This is a genomic window from Microbacterium arabinogalactanolyticum (assembly GCF_030268005.1).
In the GTDB taxonomy this organism is placed as follows: domain Bacteria; phylum Actinomycetota; class Actinomycetes; order Actinomycetales; family Microbacteriaceae; genus Microbacterium; species Microbacterium arabinogalactanolyticum.
Genome location: NZ_BRZC01000004.1, coordinates 466,519 through 482,763 on the forward strand (window position 1 = coordinate 466,519; position 16,245 = coordinate 482,763).

Annotated in this window: 14 protein-coding genes; 3 read left to right on the plus strand and 11 right to left on the minus strand. The window is 69.4% G+C overall.

Features of this window, described 5'->3' with window-relative positions; genetic code table 11:
* Nucleotides 1–5: 5 nt before the first annotated feature.
* Nucleotides 6–374, minus strand: a complete 369-nt coding sequence (locus MIAR_RS06730) for a hypothetical protein (protein WP_285633189.1) — start codon at nucleotides 372–374, stop codon at nucleotides 6–8.
* On the minus strand, nucleotides 371–1,264 hold the full coding sequence (truB, locus tag MIAR_RS06735; RefSeq protein ID WP_285633191.1) for a tRNA pseudouridine(55) synthase TruB: 894 nt from the start codon (nucleotides 1,262–1,264) through the stop codon (nucleotides 371–373). The genes MIAR_RS06730 and truB overlap by 4 nt, the downstream gene beginning before the upstream one ends.
* 89 nt (nucleotides 1,265–1,353) lie before the next feature.
* Between truB and MIAR_RS06740 the strand changes: the two genes are divergently transcribed.
* Nucleotides 1,354–2,241: an HhH-GPD family protein gene (locus MIAR_RS06740; RefSeq protein ID WP_285633193.1), complete on the plus strand. Its 888-nt coding sequence runs from the start codon at nucleotides 1,354–1,356 to the stop codon at nucleotides 2,239–2,241.
* Nucleotides 2,242–2,313: 72 nt separating this feature from the next.
* Here MIAR_RS06740 and rbfA read toward each other — a convergent pair whose 3' ends face one another.
* The 6 genes from rbfA to MIAR_RS06770 form a co-directional block, all read right to left on the minus strand.
* Nucleotides 2,314–2,736 (minus strand): 30S ribosome-binding factor RbfA, encoded by a 423-nt coding sequence (gene rbfA, locus MIAR_RS06745; protein WP_285633196.1) that lies wholly within the window; start codon nucleotides 2,734–2,736, stop codon nucleotides 2,314–2,316.
* A 135-nt stretch (nucleotides 2,737–2,871) separates the two neighbouring features.
* Nucleotides 2,872–5,637 carry a translation initiation factor IF-2 gene (gene infB / locus MIAR_RS06750; protein WP_285633199.1) on the minus strand — a complete coding sequence of 922 codons (2,766 nt, stop codon included), beginning with the start codon at nucleotides 5,635–5,637 and terminating at the stop codon, nucleotides 2,872–2,874.
* Between the two features lie 94 nt (nucleotides 5,638–5,731).
* Nucleotides 5,732–6,004, minus strand: a complete 273-nt coding sequence (locus MIAR_RS06755; protein WP_285633202.1) for a YlxR family protein — start codon at nucleotides 6,002–6,004, stop codon at nucleotides 5,732–5,734.
* A gap of 69 nt (nucleotides 6,005–6,073) precedes the next feature.
* On the minus strand, nucleotides 6,074–7,063 hold the full coding sequence (gene nusA / locus MIAR_RS06760; protein WP_285633205.1) for a transcription termination factor NusA: 990 nt from the start codon (nucleotides 7,061–7,063) through the stop codon (nucleotides 6,074–6,076).
* Between the two features lie 300 nt (nucleotides 7,064–7,363).
* Nucleotides 7,364–9,424 (minus strand): PhoX family protein, encoded by a 2,061-nt coding sequence (locus MIAR_RS06765; protein WP_285633208.1) that lies wholly within the window; start codon nucleotides 9,422–9,424, stop codon nucleotides 7,364–7,366.
* 87 nt (nucleotides 9,425–9,511) lie between these two features.
* Entirely contained in the window at nucleotides 9,512–10,489 is a 978-nt protein-coding gene (locus tag MIAR_RS06770; protein ID WP_285633211.1) for an alpha/beta hydrolase, read from the minus strand.
* A 119-nt stretch (nucleotides 10,490–10,608) separates the two neighbouring features.
* Between MIAR_RS06770 and MIAR_RS06775 the strand changes: the two genes are divergently transcribed.
* Both MIAR_RS06775 and MIAR_RS06780 read left to right on the plus strand, forming a co-directional pair.
* Nucleotides 10,609–11,970 carry a flavin monoamine oxidase family protein gene (locus MIAR_RS06775; protein ID WP_285633214.1) on the plus strand — a complete coding sequence of 454 codons (1,362 nt, stop codon included), beginning with the start codon at nucleotides 10,609–10,611 and terminating at the stop codon, nucleotides 11,968–11,970.
* A 99-nt stretch (nucleotides 11,971–12,069) separates the two neighbouring features.
* A complete protein-coding gene (locus MIAR_RS06780; RefSeq protein ID WP_285633217.1) occupies nucleotides 12,070–12,417 on the plus strand; it encodes a hypothetical protein in 348 nt (115 codons plus the stop codon).
* A 60-nt stretch (nucleotides 12,418–12,477) separates the two neighbouring features.
* On the opposite strand, the gene MIAR_RS06785 is transcribed toward MIAR_RS06780, so the two are convergent.
* The 3 genes from MIAR_RS06785 to MIAR_RS06795 form a co-directional block, all read right to left on the minus strand.
* Nucleotides 12,478–13,512: an LOG family protein gene (locus MIAR_RS06785; RefSeq protein ID WP_285633220.1), complete on the minus strand. Its 1,035-nt coding sequence runs from the start codon at nucleotides 13,510–13,512 to the stop codon at nucleotides 12,478–12,480.
* A gap of 139 nt (nucleotides 13,513–13,651) precedes the next feature.
* Nucleotides 13,652–15,406, minus strand: a complete 1,755-nt coding sequence (locus MIAR_RS06790; RefSeq protein WP_285633224.1) for a proline--tRNA ligase — start codon at nucleotides 15,404–15,406, stop codon at nucleotides 13,652–13,654.
* A gap of 58 nt (nucleotides 15,407–15,464) precedes the next feature.
* Complete coding sequence (locus tag MIAR_RS06795; protein ID WP_285633227.1) at nucleotides 15,465–16,235, minus strand: isocitrate lyase/PEP mutase family protein; 771 nt, start codon at nucleotides 16,233–16,235, stop codon at nucleotides 15,465–15,467.
* Nucleotides 16,236–16,245 lie beyond the last annotated feature (10 nt).

Genomic DNA, 16,245 nt, shown 5'->3' on the forward strand with positions numbered 1-16,245 from the left:
GGCGGTCATCCGATCTGCAGGGTCCAGATGCTCTGCATCCGCCACAGCATGATCGCCAGCGACAGGCCGACCACGCCGAGCACGACCGTGCTCCAGCGGGTGCGGTCCAGCAGCGCCCAGGCGGTGCCGCCGACAGGAAGCAGGACGGCGGCGATCAGGTACACCCAGTACTCGAGCAGGTCCCCGGTGGGCGGATTGCCTGCCAGCGGCGCGATGATCGCGACCACGACCTGCACGATCAGCAGCACCTCGACCAGCAGCAGGCTGCCCACGGTGTAGTCGCTGGGACGACGTCCGACGAGCCCGGCGATCAGGCAGAAGAGCCCGGATGCGCAGGCGACCGCGATCTGCACGATCGTGAACCACAGGATCACGCCTGCACCTCCGGCATGTTCATGGCGCTCTTGATGTCGTGCCCGCGGGCCTCGATGATGCCGACGAGGACGCCGGCCGGGTCGATCGCCGCCACCTCGGCAGCATCGAGCCGGTCGCGCTGCCCGACGAGTCGCTTGCCGTGGCGGAGGTCTCGCGCCTCCTCCGCAGTGACCTCCAGCACGGGCATGACACGGGTCGCCGCCGCTGCGGGTGTGATGGTCGCGGCGCCCTCGAGCGCGTCGATGCCGACGGCATCCGTCACCTCGAACCCGCCGACTCGGGTCCGACGCAAGGCCGTCAGGTGTCCGCCGACGCCGAGCGCGTCGCCGAGGTCCCGCGCGATCGCGCGGATGTACGTGCCCGAGGAGCAGTCGACGATCACGTCCAGGTCGAGGAACCCCTCCGCTCGACGCTGGGACAGCACGTCGAAACGGGAGACCGTCACCTGCCTGGCTGCGAGTTCGACGCTCTCCCCCGCCCGCACCAGGTCGTAGGCGCGCTTGCCCGCCACCTTGATGGCGGAGACCGAACTGGGGACCTGCGAGATCGTGCCGGTGAGGTTCCGGATGCCGGCGGAGACCGCCTCGTCGTCGACGGATGCCCAGTCCTCGGCATCCGCGGTGTCGACGATGTCGCCCTCCGCGTCGTCCGTGGTCGTGCGGGCACCGAGGCGGATGGTCGCCGTGTAGGTCTTGTCGGCGCCGACGATGTACGTCAGCAGCCGCGTGGCGCCCTCGATACCGATCACCAGCAGACCGGTCGCCATCGGGTCCAGCGTGCCGGCGTGCCCGACCTTGCGGGTGCCGAACGCGCGCCGGACGCGCGCGACAACGTCGTGGCTGGTCAGGCCTGCGGGTTTGTCGACGAGGAGGATGCCGTGCGATGCCACCCGTCAAGCCTATCGAGACGGATCAGAGGACGCCGTCGCAGGTCGCGTGATCAGCCCGCCGAGGCAGAGAGCTCGTCTAGGCTGGCGGGATGCCACGCGCCGCCGTCCTCCCGCACGCCCTCGCGGCCTGGTATCGGCAGGAGGCGCGGGATCTTCCCTGGCGGCGGACCGAGTTCGCCGAGCGCTACGGCGCCTGGGGCACGCTGGTCAGCGAGTTCATGCTGCAGCAGACCCCGGTGACCCGCGTCATCCCGCATCTTCAGGCCTGGCTGGAGCGGTGGCCGACGCCTGCGGCGATGGCCGCGGCGACGCCCGCCGAGGTCGTGCACCAGTGGGCGAACCTCGGCTATCCGCGCCGGGCGCTGTGGCTGCATCGTGCGGCGATCGAGGTCGTGGAGCGGCACGGCGGTACGGTGCCCCGTGACGTGAGTGCTCTGCTGGCGCTGTCGGGCATCGGCGACTACACGGCCAGGGCGGTCGCGGTGTTCTCCTACGGCGACCGGCATCCGGTCGTCGACACCAACACGCGCCGCGTGATCGCGCGCGCCGTCGACGGGCGCGCTCAGCCCGACGCTCCCGCGAAGAGGGACCTGGAGCGCATGGCGCAGCTGCTGCCGGAGGACGTCGCGGAATCAGCGACCTTCAACGCCGCGATGATGGAGCTCGGCGCGGTGATCTGCACCGCTCGCGCGCCCCGCTGCGACGTCTGCCCGATCGCGGCCTCCTGCGCCTGGCTGCAGGCGGGTCGGCCCGACACCGGCGACAGACGGCGCCGCCAGGCGAAGTACGAGGGTTCGGACCGGCAGGCGCGCGGGGGCGTACTGCACGCGCTGCGCCATGCCGAGGGTCATCGGATGCCGGCGGATGCCGTGCTCGCCGACTGGCCGGATGCTGTCCAGCGCGACCGGGCGATCGACTCCCTGATCGGCGACGGGCTGGTCGAGGCCGTGGACGGGCTGTTGCGTCTGCCCGTGTGAGGCGGTCGCCGGTAGAGGCTGCTCAGAGCCGGCAAGTGCCCGACGGGCATTCAGCGCCCGTCAGGCCTCGTCTCAGTCCTCGTCGTCGTGCACGTACGGATCGGCGTCGCCGGCGTGCGTGGCGCCCGCGGCGAGCTTCGCCACCTCTTCGTCCCGCTCGCGGGCCTGACGCAGCAGGTCGGCGATGTGCCCGGCCGACTCCGGCAGGGCATCCGGGATGAACTCCAGCGTCGGCACGAGACGTACGTTCAGCTGACGGCCGACCTCCTTGCGGAGCATCCCTGTCGCCGAGTTCAGCGCGGCGCCACTGGCGACGCGCTCCTCGTCGCTGCCGAGCACCGTGTAGAACACGGATGCGTGCTGCAGGTCTCCCGAGACACGCACATCGGTGATGGTCACGAACCCCAGCCGCGGGTCGCGCAGCCCCTTCTCGAGGCGCTCGGCGAGGATGACGCGGATGCGATCCGCGAGCCGTGCCTGTCGTTCTCCAGCCATGTTCCTATTCCTATACCTTCCGAGCGGCTTCCGTGCGGAACCGCGAAGGCGGCTGCCTTCCCTTCACGAGCATTGGGGTAGGGGCCCCACTCTGCGAGTGAAGGGAAGGCAGCCGCCGGAGCAGCTTTCCAGGACTCAGCCGCGAGGCTTCTCGACCATTTCGGTGGTCTCGATCTCGTCGCCGATCTGGATGTCGTTGTACTTGCCCAGGCCGATACCGGCCTCGAAGTCGGTGCGGACCTCGGTGACGTCATCCTTGAAGCGACGCAGCGACTCGATGGCCAGGCCATCGGCGATGACGACGCCGTCGCGGATCACGCGCGCCTTGGCGTTGCGCGTGATCGTTCCGGAGCGGACGATCACACCGGCGATGTTGCCGAACTTCGAGGAGCGGAACACCTCGCGGATCTCGGCGACACCCGACTGGACCTCTTCGAACTCCGGCTTGAGCATGCCCTTGAGGGAGTTCTCGATCTCCTCGATGGCCGAGTAGATCACCGAGTAGAAGCGGATGTCCACGCCCTCGCGGTTCGAGGCCTCGCGCGCCTTGGCGTCCGGACGGACGTTGAAGCCCACGATGATCGCGTTGTCGATCGTCGCCAGGTTCACATCCGACTCCGTGATGGCGCCGACGCCGCGGTGGATGATGCGCAGCTGCACCGAGTCGTCGACCTCGATCTTGAGCAGCGACTCCTCCAGCGCCTCGACGGCACCGGACACGTCGCCCTTGATGATGAGGTTGAGCGTCTCGACCTTGCCCTCTTCGAGAGCACGGGTGAAGTCCTCGAGCGAGATGCGCTTGCGGGCCTTGGCCAGCTGGGCGTTGCGCTCGACGGCCTCGCGCTTCTCCGCGATCTGACGAGCCATGCGGTCCTCGTCGGTGACGATGAACACGTCACCAGCGCGGGGCACGGAGTTCAGACCCTGCACCTGCACGGGGCGAGACGGCGCGGCCTCGGTGACCTGCTCGCCGTTCTCGTCGAGCATGGCGCGGACGCGACCGTACGCGGTGCCGGCGACGATGGCGTCTCCGACGCGCAGCGTTCCGGACTGGATCAGCACGGTGGCGACCGAACCGCGGCCCTTGTCGAGCTTGGCCTCGATCGCGACACCACGGGCCGCCTTGTTCGGGTTGGCCGTGAGGTCCAGACCCGCGTCGGCGGTCAGCAGCACGGCGTCGATCAGGTCCTGGATGCCGGTGCCCTGGCGGGCCGACACATCCACGAACATGACATCCCCGCCGTACTCCTCGGCGACCAGACCGTACTCGGTGAGCTGCTGGCGCACCTTGGCCGGGTTGGCCTCGGGCTTGTCGACCTTGTTGACCGCGACCACGATCGGCACGTCGGCCGCCTGGGCGTGGTTCAGCGCCTCCACCGTCTGCGGCATGATGCCGTCGTCGGCGGCGACCACGAGGATCGCGATGTCGGTCACCTGGGCACCACGGGCACGCATGGCGGTGAACGCCTCGTGACCCGGGGTGTCGATGAAGGTGACAGCGCGCTCGATGCCGTCGTGCTCGGTCCAGATCTGGTACGCACCGATGTGCTGGGTGATGCCGCCGGCCTCGCCCTCGATGACGTTGCTCTTGCGGATCGCGTCGAGCAGTCGGGTCTTACCGTGGTCGACGTGACCCATGACGGTGACCACCGGCGGGCGGATCTCGAGGTCATCCTCGCTCTCCGCCTCCAGCTCGGCCTCGAGGTCGAGACCGAAGCCCTCCAGGAGCTCCTTGTCCTCGTCCTCCGGCGAGACCATCTGGATCTTGTAGCCGAGCTCGGCACCCAGGACCTCGAAGGTCGCCTCGTCCAGGGACTCGGTGGCCGTGGCCATCTCACCCAGGTTGAAGAGGATCGTGACGAGCGTTCCCGGCTGGACGGTGTAACCGTTCAGAGCCTCGAGCTTGTCAGCGAAGTCGGCGATGGAGGCACCGCGGCGCAGACGGATGATCTCGCCGTTGCCCTTCGAGACGTTGACGCCGCCGACGACCGGCGCCGACCGCATCTCGAATTCCTGCCGCTTCGCCCGACGCGACTTGCGCTGCTTGCTCTTGCCGCCGCCCTTGCCGAAGGCACCTGCCGTGCCGCCGCCGGGTCCACGACCACGACCGCCGCCGCCACCGGGACGACCGGCGAAGCCGCCGCCCGCGGGTGCGCCGCCCGGACGCTGGAAGCCAGCGCCGCCGGCACCGCCGGGACGACCGGGACCGCCCGTGCGCTGCTGGAACGGAGCACCGGGACGACCGGCCTGACCGCCGCGCGCGCCGCCACCGGGACGACCGGGACGCGGAGCGCCGATGCGCGGGGAGCCGGGACGCGGCGCCTGCGGACGCGGGATGTTTCCCGGCGTCGGGCGCTGGCCCATGCCCTGCGCGGAGGCGAACGGGTTGTTGCCCGGACGCGGACCTGCCGGGCGCGAGCCCATGCCCTGCGCGGACGAGAACGGGTTGTTGCCGGGGCGGGGCGCGCCCGGCTTGGGTGCGCTGCCGCCCGGCTTCGGCGCATTGCCGCCCGGCTTGGGCGCGCTGCCGCCCGGCTTGGGGGCATCCGCAGCAGGCGCGGGCGCCTCCGCCTTCGGAGCCGCGGGTGCGACCTCGGGAGCGGGCGCCTCGGCCTTGGCGGCCGGCTTGGGACCGGGCTTGGGTCCGGGAACCGGAGCACCGGGCTTGGGTGCACCGGATGCCGGTGCCTTCGCCGTCGCCGGCTTCGCCTCGGGCTTGTCGGCGGCCTTGGCCGACGGGTCCGCCTCGATGGCAGCGCGAAGCTTGCGAGCCACGGGGGGCTCGATGGTGGAAGAGGGACTCTTCACGAACTCGCCGAGCTCCTTGAGCTTCGCGAGAGCGAACTTGCTGTCGACGCCGAGTTCAGCGGCGATCTCGTGCACGCGTGGTTTACCAGCCACAATTCTCCTGTCAGGGTCGGTCCGCCCTGGCAGGGCAGACCACTAGTCGCGGACGGGTCTCATTTCGAGCCGTTCACTTTGTTTCCATAGCCGTTCAGCCTTTGTTTCGGTGGAAGTACCGTTCGGTGGTCTGCGCATCCGCCGCTTCGGGGAAACCGATGGACGGAGAGATGCGAAGTGCTCGTGCGAAGGCCCGGCGCCGCAGCGCGGCATCCAGGCACTCGGGTGACGGATGCAGCCACGCGCCCCTCCCCGGCAGCACGGCTCGCTCGTCGAAGACGAGCTCGTCATTGTGCAGGGCCACCCTGATCAGGGCGGTTCGAGAGGCACGACCGCGGCAGCCGACACACGTTCGTACAGGTTCCATCTTACACCTCGCGACGCGGATCGAAGCCCGGCGCCCGGCGTGTGCGCAGAGTGCGTCGCTCTCCTGCGATCACTCCTCCGCCATCACGCTGTCGGGCTGGATGTCGATCTTGGCACCGGTCAGCTTGGCGGCCAGGCGGGCGTTCTGCCCCTCCTTGCCGATCGCGAGCGAGAGCTGGTAGTCCGGGACGAGTGCGCGCACGGCCTTGGTGCCGGCATCGAGCACGAACGCCGAGGTGACCTTGGCGGGCGAGAGCGCATTGGCGACGAAGGTCGCGAGATCCGGGTGGTGATCGACGATGTCGATCTTCTCACCGGACAGCTCTTCGGTGACGGCCCGCACGCGGCGGCCCATCTCGCCGATGCAGGAGCCCTTGGCGTTGACCGAGGGGTCGTTGGCCTTGACGGCGATCTTGGTGCGGTGTCCTGCCTCGCGGGCGAGCGAGACGATCTCTACCAGACCGGCCGCGATCTCGGGAACCTCGAGGGCGAACAGCTTGCGGACCAGGCCGGGGTGCGTGCGCGACACCGTGATCTGCGGACCCTTGTTCCCCTTGGCGACGCTGGTCACGTACACGCGCAGGCGGGTGCCGTGGGCGTACTCCTCGCCGGGCACCTGCTCCTCCGGCGGGAGGATCGCCTCGACGGAGCCGAGGTCGACGTGGATCATCCGCGGGTTGGGGCCCTGCTGGATGATGCCGGCGACGATGTCGCCCTCCTTGCCGCGGAACTCGCCGAGAACGGCGTCATCGGCGATGTCGCGCAGGCGCTGGCCGATGACCTGCTTGGCGGCGTAGGCGGCGATGCGGCCGAAGTCCTCGGGAGTCGCCTCCTCCTCGCCGATGACCGCGCCCTCCTCGTCGGTGACGGGCTGCAGCACGGCGACGTGGCCGGTGGTGCGGTTCAGTTCGACGCGCACGCCCTCGGGCACGGCGCCGTCAGCGGAGACGTGCTTGCCGTATGCGGTGAGGATGGCCTGCTCGATGATCGAGACGAGCTCGTCGAAGGGGATCGCCTTCTCCTTCTCGATTCCGCGCAGCAGTCCGAGTTCGATGTCCATCAGCGGTCTCCTCTATTCAGCTCTCTCCGCGGACAGACGCTCCGCGGGCATCAGAAAAGAATACCCGAACCTCGAGTCACTCAGATGAGCGCGTCGATGCCGAGCCAGAAGAGCAGCACGACGCACCCCAGCAGCGCGAGCTCCACGACCATGAACAGTGCCAGCCACGACCCGATTCGGGACCGTCCAGCAGGCCCGCCAGCAGGTCCCAGATGTCCACCATGGAAGGCTAGCCGGATACGGCGCGCCTGATGTCCGTGCCGGTGCCGCGCGCCCGGAGGTCGCGGCACCGGTATCCGCTCAGGCCCGGTGCACCTGCACGACGGCAGGCCGCGGCGCCGTCGCGACGTCACCCTGCGCGGTCGAGCCGTAGTCCGGGAACAGGGAGCGCGGCTGGTCGAAGGTGCCGTCCTCCCCCGGATGCTGCACCGCGACGAACACGAGACCCTCGCGGTCGTGGATCACCGGACCGCAGGTCTCGGCGTCCCGCGGCACGGAGAGGAACTGCTGCACGTGGCCGCGCTCGGAGCCGGTCAGAGGCACCTTGAACAGCCCGTCGCCGTAGCCGATCGTGCCCGGCGCGCCGTCCGTGGAGATCCACAGATCGCCCTGGGAGTCGAACGCGACGTTGTCGGGGCAGGAGATCAGAGAGACCAGCTCTTTCGGGAAGCCGGCGAAGTAGGCGTTCTCGAAGGTGTTCGGATCGCCGCACAGCATCAGGATGCTCCACCCGAATCGGGTTCCCGGCTGTCCGGCCGTCTCGGTGATCTCCACCACGTGTCCGTAGCGGTTGCCGCGAACCGGGTTGGTCTCGTCGACCTCGCTACGCCGGGAGTTGTTGGTGAGCGCGACGTACACCTTGCCGGTGACCGGGCTCGGCTCGACGTCCTCGGGGCGATCCATCTTCGTCGCGCCGATCGCGTCGGCGGCGAGGCGGGTGTAGACGAGCACCTGCTCGGTGGTGAAGCCCGGCACGACGCTCTCGCCGTTCCTGGTGAGCGGAAGCCACTCTCCGGTGCCGTCGAACGCTCCGTCGGTCGGCAGCGCGCCGGTTCCGGTGATCTCCCCGGCGGGCGAGTCGCCGCGGAACTTGGCGACGAACAGGTCGCCCTCGCTCAGCAGCTTCAGGTTCTTCTTGCGCGAACCCGAGATGCGGTTCTTCGAGACGAACTTGTAGAGGTAGTCGTTGCGCTCGTCGTCGCCCATGTACGCCACGACACGGCCGTCCTCGGCGACACGCACGTTGGCGCCCTCGTGCTTGAAGCGCCCCATGGCGGTGTGCTTCCGCGGCGTGGAGGTGGGGTCCTGCGGGTCGATCTCGACGATGTAGCCGAACCGGTTCGGCTCGTTCACGTAACCCGCCTGGTGCGCGTCGAAGCGCGGGTCGTAGGCCTCCCAGCCGGTGGACGTGCTCGTCGTGCTCGAACCGCTGTACCGCTTCTGCTCGGCCGTGTCGGCAGCCCACGCGAAGTAGCCGTTGAAGTTCTCCTCGCCGGAGAGGACGGTGCCCCAGGGAGTGGTGCCTCCGGAGCAGTTGCCCAGAGTGCCGTGCACCCACCGGCCCTCCGGGTCCGCGACCGTCTTGAGGAGGTCGGACCCGGCCGCGGGGCCGGTGAGCTCGAACACCGTCTCGACGGTGATGCGGCGGCTCCGGCGGCCGTCGACGACGTACTCCCACGGGTCCCCCACGCGGCGACGACGGATCTCGACGACGGACATGCCCTGAGCGGCCTTGTAGATGTCACCGCGACGACGCAGCTCGGCGGCATCGTCGGTGTCGCGGAACATGAGGTTCGGGTTGACGTACTCGTGGTTGTTCACGAGCACGCCGGTCTTGCCGCTGGGATCCGCGACGATGTCGAGGTAGTCGCTGTTGTAGCCGAACTGCCCGGCCTGCGCCTCAGGCGTCTGCGCCTCGATGTCGAACGCCGGAGTGCTCGAGAAGAGCGGGTCACCCCAGCGGATGATCGGCTTCCAGGTGTAGCCGTCCGGCACGGTGAAGGCGTCCACCTCGGCCGGGACCGGAGCGATCGCGCCGAATGACAGGCCTGCGCGACCGGGCCGCGCGAAGGAAGCGCCCGGTCCCCCGACGCCTGCCGCGGAGGGCGCGGAGGTCGGTGCGCCCGTGCCTCGTCCCACGCCCACAGCCACCGCCACCGCGGCCGCAGCACCGAGTCCGAAGAGCGCCCGACGCGAGAAGACGGCCGTCGCGATCGAACGGAAGTCCTCGTTCGCGGACGTGTTGCACTCGGGGCCCAGGCACGCGTTCGCGCACTTGAGCTGGCAGGTGACCGCTGAGCGCTTGCCTCGCACGTGATCGAGCATGGGCAGATTGCGTCGCGTGGGTTCGGCCAGAGTCATCGGTCCTCCTCGTCGGATGCGGTGGATGACACGATGCCGGGCGCTGATGACGGACGGATGAACGGGGTTTGAACTCGGCGTTGCGCGTCAGCCCACCACGTCGCGCAGCCAGGAGAGGATGGCGCCCAGCGCCTCGGGATCCAGGCGCGTGCCCGGCTCGTTGTACCCGCTCCCGGGAGCGGCTGCCCGCTCCTCCGGCGAGCGCAGATCCTCCTTGAGCACATGGTTGGCGTGCTCGGGGAACGTGAAGGTCACATTCGGCATCCCGGATGCCGCCGACTGGAGCGGACCGCCGTCGACCTCGGCATCCACCTGAACGTCCCTGCGTCCGATCAGCACCAGAGTGGGGACGGTGACCGACGCGAGGGCCGCCGTCGCATCCTCGTTCCACAGTTCGCGCGCGAACGGGAGGTTCACCGGGATCTCGAAGCTCGCCAGCACCCCGCGCACCTCCGCCGGCAGGCGCGGGTCGGCGTCCATCGGCTCTCCGGCGCTGTAACGCGCAACGGCCTGCTCGACGAGCGGGAACAGCTCCTCGCCGTCGGGAAGGGATCCGATCTGCGCGCGCAACTGGGTCAGCAGGACCGCTCCGATGCTGCGGCCGGGAGGAGCCGTGAGCACGAGTCCGGCGAAGGGCAGGTCCTGAGCGCTGCTCGCGTAGTGCAGCACGTGCAGACACCCCTCGCTGTTGCCGAGGCCGACGATGCGTGCGGAATCGATGTTGTGCTGGGCGGCGAGGACGCGGACCGCCGCGACGAGCTCGTCGAGGTGGGACTGCATGCTCAGCCGGCCGGCGATCTTCGGGATGTTCTCCGTGACATGCGGCCCGGAGGCGCGCTTGTCGTACCGCAGCGAGGCGATGCCCGCCGCGGCGAGGTACTCGGCCAGCAGCACCGCCGAGCCGTTGTCGCCCGGCAGCAGTGGCGACGTCCAGTCGCGATCCGTGGGTCCGCTGCCCGCGACCATCACGACTGCGGGATGCGGTCCACCGGCGTCCGGCGTGGTGAATGTGCCGGACATGTCGATGCCGTCGAGCTGCCAGCTGACCTCCGCCGAATGCGTCATGTGCTCATGATGGCACTCCCGCGATCACCCCCGGGAGTCCCCTTCGGCGCTCGGCATGGTCACGACGGCGAGCACCGGCCATGCCCACTTGCTGGGTCGTGACACCCCATACTGAGGGCATGGAGCGATTCGACACGGTCGTCGTCGGTGCGGGGATGGCGGGTGTCACGTGCGCCAGGATGCTGGCCGACGCCGGCAGGCGCGTCGTGGTGCTGGAGGCGCGGGACCGCGTCGGAGGGCGGATACACACGGACCGCGCCGCCGGATTCCCCGTCGACCTCGGCGCCTCCTGGATCCACGGCATCGAGCACTCGCCGCTCTGGGAGCTGGTGCAGGCGCTCGGCATCCCGACGCGGGAGTTCACCGTGGGGAGCTTCCAGGCGGGCGGACGGCCGATGGAGCACTTCGACGGCTCCGGACGGCCGATGGATGCAGCGGCATCCGAACGATGGATCTCCGATGTGGAGGCGGTGGACGCCGCGCTCGTGGAGCAGATCGACGCCTCCGCCGCCGGGGACAGCTACCTGGTCGCGACCGAACGCGCGCTGGACGCCTCAGGGCTGGACGCCGAGCGGATCGACGAGATCCGTGAGTTCTTCCGCCATCGCGTCGAGGAGCAGTGCGGTGCCTGGATCGGCGACCTCGACGCGCACGGTCTCGACGAGGACGGCATCGACGGCGATGAGGTGATCTTCCCGCGGGGCTATGACGAGCTGCCGCACCGCATCTCGTCGGGGCTGGACCTGCGCACGGCGCATGTGGTCAACGCGGTCACCCGCAGGGGCGACGGCTGGACCGTGCGCACGGTCGACAGCGAGTTCACCGCGGCGGACGTGGTCGTGACGGTTCCGCTCGGGGTGCTGAAGTCCGGTGCGATCTCCTTCGAACCGCCGCTGCCGGCGGCTGCGGCGGGAGCCATCGAGCGCCTCGGCATGGGTGTGTTCAACAAGATCTTCGTGCAGTTCCCCGAGCGTTTCTGGCGCGCGGACACGTACGTCATCCGCGCGCTCGGCGAGGCGGGCGAGCGCTGGCACTCCTGGTACGACGTGTCGTCGATCAGCGGCATCCCGACTCTTCTCACCTTCGCGGCCGGCCCGCTGGGCAGGCATCTGCAGACCCGTCCGGATGCCGAGGTCGTCGCGGACTCCGTCCGAGCGCTCCGCGCCCTGTACGGGGACGTCGTGGGTGAGCCGATCGCCTCGTGGGTGACCCGGTGGGGCGACGACCCCTTCTCGGCCGGCTCCTACTCGCATCTGCCGATCGGCGCGTCGCACCACGATCACGACGCACTGGCGGGGCCGTTCGAAGGCGGTCTGCACTTCGCGGGCGAGGCCACCTGGGGCGCGGAGCCGGCGACGGTCGGGGCCGCGTACCGGTCGGGGCATCGTGCGGCGGAGCGGATCCTCGGGCGCAGCGTCGACCTCGCAGAGTTCGCGATGCAGGCGGCGGAGAGGACCGCGGATCGCGCTCCCCGGTCATGATTCTCCGTATCAGCACTGATGCGCGAGCCGTGATGCGCACCTAGCCTTCTGTCGGAACAGGGGTCGCATCGGTGCGCCCCGTCGATGGAAGGCGGAATCATGAAGCGAATGGCACTGGGGGCCACCGTCGCACTGGTGTTCGTGCTGGTCGGGGCGGGCACGGCGTATGCGGGAGAGGTGACGGGCAATGGCAAGGAGGCGCAGGGCGCGAATCACGCCTCCTCCGAATGCGCGTTCTCCGGACAGGACACCTGGGACCAGGTGGAGAACAACCCTGCGGGGTTCGACGATGACGCGCTCGCCATGCGCGGCAGCCAGAAGCACGGCTACCACGGCGTGCAGAACTTCGGCACGTTCATGCGCAACGCCGAGGTCAAGGCCTCGATGGGCGGCTTCAACCCCGGCGACGCCTGCCGGGGCAACATGACCGAGACCCCGGAGCCCTGAGCCGACAACCGGTTCTGCTCGCCGTCGGTCCTGCCGGCGGCGAGCGTTCGGCCGCCTGCGTCAGCGAGCCGAGGGGAGCTCGTTGGTCGCGCGAATCAGCGCGAACAGCGAACCCACCGAGCGCTGGGCGAGGTTCAGCACGATGCGCGGCAGCTCGACGGCATCCCCGTCGGCGACCTCCACGTCGAGCGGAGCGGTGCGCTCGATGCGGCCTTCCGCGCACATGCCGCCGAAGCGCTCGTTGAGGCTGTCGATGTCGGCATCCGTCGGTTCGTGCACCAGGCGCAGGACCAGCCTGTCCCCCACCCAGCGCAGCGAGTCGTAGTTGCGCCAGAAGCCGGTGATGTTCGCCACCGCCTCGCTGACCGAGTCGGTGATGAGCACGCGGTCGAGGTCGTCGCGTGAGATCACCCCTGCCGGGGCGAGGTGCTCGTCGACGAAGGTCTTCAGGCCGGTCCAGAACGATCCGCCCTGGGCGTCGAGAAGCACGATCGGCATGGGCTCCGCCTTGCCGGTCTGCTGCAGGGTCAGCAGTTCGAACATCTCGTCCATCGTGCCGAATCCGCCGGGCAGGCAGATGAACCCGCGGGACTCCTTCATGAGCATGAGCTTGCGCGTGAAGAAGTACTTCATCGAGACGACCTGCGCATCCTGGGCGATGATCGTGTTCATCCGCTCCTCGAACGGCAGCCGGATGGAGACCCCCAGCGACATCTTCGCGCCGGCTCCCTCGGCGGCGGCCTGCATGATGCCCGGGCCGGCGCCCGTGACGACCATCCACCCGTCGCTCGCGAGTGCGGCGGCCACATCCCGCGCCTGGATGTAGAGCGGGTCGTCCTGCGCGGTGCGCGCCGACCCGAACACCGTGACCTTGGGCACCTGGTGGAAGGGCTGGAAGAGCCGGAAGGCATCGTGCATCTCGCTCAGCGCGGCTGACGCGATCTTCAGGTCGAGCCGGTCCGTGTGCTCGACGCCGAGCTTCAGCGCGGTCTGCATCATCCGCGCGATCAGCCCGCGGTCGGCGTAGATGCCTGCACGGTCGAGAAGCGTCGTCAGTTCGTGTCGCAGGTCGTCGTTCAGCGTGGCATCCGTCATGCCCTCAGCCTGTCACAGGCGCGGCCCGGGCGGAGTCCTCGAGCAGGTCGGCCACGCGTGGGGAGGACCATCGCGCCATGGCACGATGATCCTCCTCACGGACGCGTCGGGCATCCGTGCCCGCACGGATGCTGTCAGCTCAGCGGGAGAGTCGCGCGACGGCATCCGCCGCCGAGATGGACTCACGCTCGCCGGTCGCGCGGTCCCACAGTTCGACCTGACCGTCTGCCGCACCGCGTCCCACGATCACGATCTTCGGCACGCCGACCAGCTCGGCGTCGCCGAACTTCACACCGGGCGACACCTTCACCCGGTCGTCGTAGAGCACGTCCAGGCGAGCGGCTTCGAGCTGGTTCGCGATGTCCTCCGCCACGTCGAACGCGACCTGGTCGCGCCCTGCGGCGACGACCTGCACGTCGAACGGGGCGACGGATGCCGGCCAGATCAGGCCCTTGTCGTCGTTGTTCAGCTCGGCGATGATCGCGAGGATGCGGGTGACGCCGATGCCGTAGGAGCCCATCGTGACCGTCACGAGCTTGCCGTTCTGATCGAGCACCTTCAGCCCCAGCGTCTCGGCGAAGAAGCGACCGAGCTGGAAGACGTGTCCGATCTCCATGCCGCGGGCGAGCTCGACCGGACCGGAGCCGTCGGGGGCGGGGTCGCCCTCGCGGACGTTCGCGATCTCGACGATGCCGTCGGCGAAGAAGTCGCGACCCGCGACCACCGAGTGCGCATGCTTCTCGTCGATGTTCGCACCGGTGATCCACGAGGTGCCCTCGCTCACGCGGGGGTCGACCAGGTAGCGGATGCCGGTGGCGGATTCCTCCCCGAGCACCGCACCGGTCGGGGACCAGGGCCCGATGTATCCGCGCACCAGCAGCGGGTTCTTCTCGAAGTCCTCGGGTGTCGCGGTCTCGACCTCAGCGGGCGCGAACGCGACCTCGGCGCGCTTCTCGTCGACCTCGCGGTCACCGGGGATGCCGACGACCACGAGCTCGCGGGTGCCGTCGAGGTGGGTGAGCGCGAGCACCACGTTCTTGAGGGTGTCCGCCGCGGTGTACTCGCCGTCCAGCGTCTTGTTGGCATGCGCCACGAGCGTCTCGATCGTCGGCGTCGCGGGCGAATCGAAGATCGTCGCAGCGGGCACGGCGGAGAAGTCGACCGGCTCGGGGACAGCGGTGCTGAACGCCTCGACGTTGGCCGCGTAACCGCCGGCGGAGCGCACGAAGGTGTCCTCGCCGACCGGCGTCGGGTGCAGGAACTCCTCGCTGCGGGCGCCGCCCATCAGGCCGTTGTCGGCGTTCACGATCACATACTCGAGCCCGAGGCGCTGGAAGATCCGCTCATAGGCGTCGCGCTGCTTCTGGTAGCTGGCGTCCAGTCCCTCGTCGGAGGCGTCGAAGGAGTAGGCATCCTTCATGGTGAACTCGCGACCGCGCAGCAGGCCCGCGCGCGGACGCGCCTCGTCGCGGTACTTGTCCTGGATCTGGTAGATCGTCAGCGGCAGGTCCTTGTACGAGGAGTACAGGTCCTTGACCAGCAGCGTGAACATCTCCTCGTGCGTCGGCGCGAGCAGGTAGTCGGCACCCTTGCGGTCCTGCAGACGGAAGATGCCGTCGCCGTAGGACTCCCAGCGTCCCGACTGCTCGTAGGGGTCGCGCGGCAGCAGCGCGGGGAAGTGGACCTCCTGCGCCCCTGCGTTGCCCATCTCCTCGCGGACGATCTGCTCGATGCGCGACTTGACCTTCAGCCCGAGCGGCAGCCACGTGAACACTCCTGGCGCCGCGCGGCGAATGTAGCCGGCGCGAACGAGCAGCTTGTGGCTGGTGACCTCTGCATCTGCAGGGTCTTCGCGGAGCGTGCGGAGGAAGAAGTTCGATAGACGTGTGACCACGGGTCGATTGTATCGACCGCGTGGACGCCCATCCGCCGCGCCTCGGTTCGGAGCGCCGTCAGTTCAGCGCGCGGGTGCCCGCCGGGATCGCACCGTTCGCGTAGAGGTCGGCTGCCGTGTCCTGCAGCGCGGTCAGCGCGACGCGCTGCGGCAGTGGTCCGTACGAGATGCGGGCGACGCCGAGAGCCTCGTACTCGGCCGCGGTGAGAGCACCGGGGAGGCCGATCACGCTGACCCTGCCCGCGCCGATCCCGTCGACGAGGAATCGGGTGGCGTCAGCGTCGAGGATGCCGGGCACGAAGACGGCGGTCGCACCGGCGTCGAGATAGGCGCGGCCGCGCTCCACGGCATCCGCCAGCTTGTCCGAGAGCGGCTTGTCACCGCCGCGCACGATGGCGTCGGTGCGGGCGTTGAGAGCGAAGGAGACGCCCTCGGCCTCACCGGCCTTGACGATCGCCTCGACCTGCGCAACGGACTCCGCGAAGGGCTTCAGGCGGTCCTCGACGTTCGCGCCGACGATGCCAACGCCGATCGCGAGGCGGGTGGTCTCCTCCGCGTCGCCGTAGCCGTCGTCCAGGTCGGCCGAGACCGGCAGATCGACGGATGCTGCGATGCGGCCGACCATGTCGAGCATGAGCTCCCGGGGGATCTGCCCGTCCGAATAGCCGAAGCTCGCGGCGATGGAGTGCCCCGCCGTGGCCAGAGCGCGCGTCTCGGGAAGCGCGGCGATCGCCTTCGCCGAGACGACGTCCCAGATGTTGACGACGCGGAGGATCTCGGGGGCGGAGTAGAGGTCGGTGAGGGTGCGGGCCTTGTCAGCGGTGCTCATGGCTCCACGC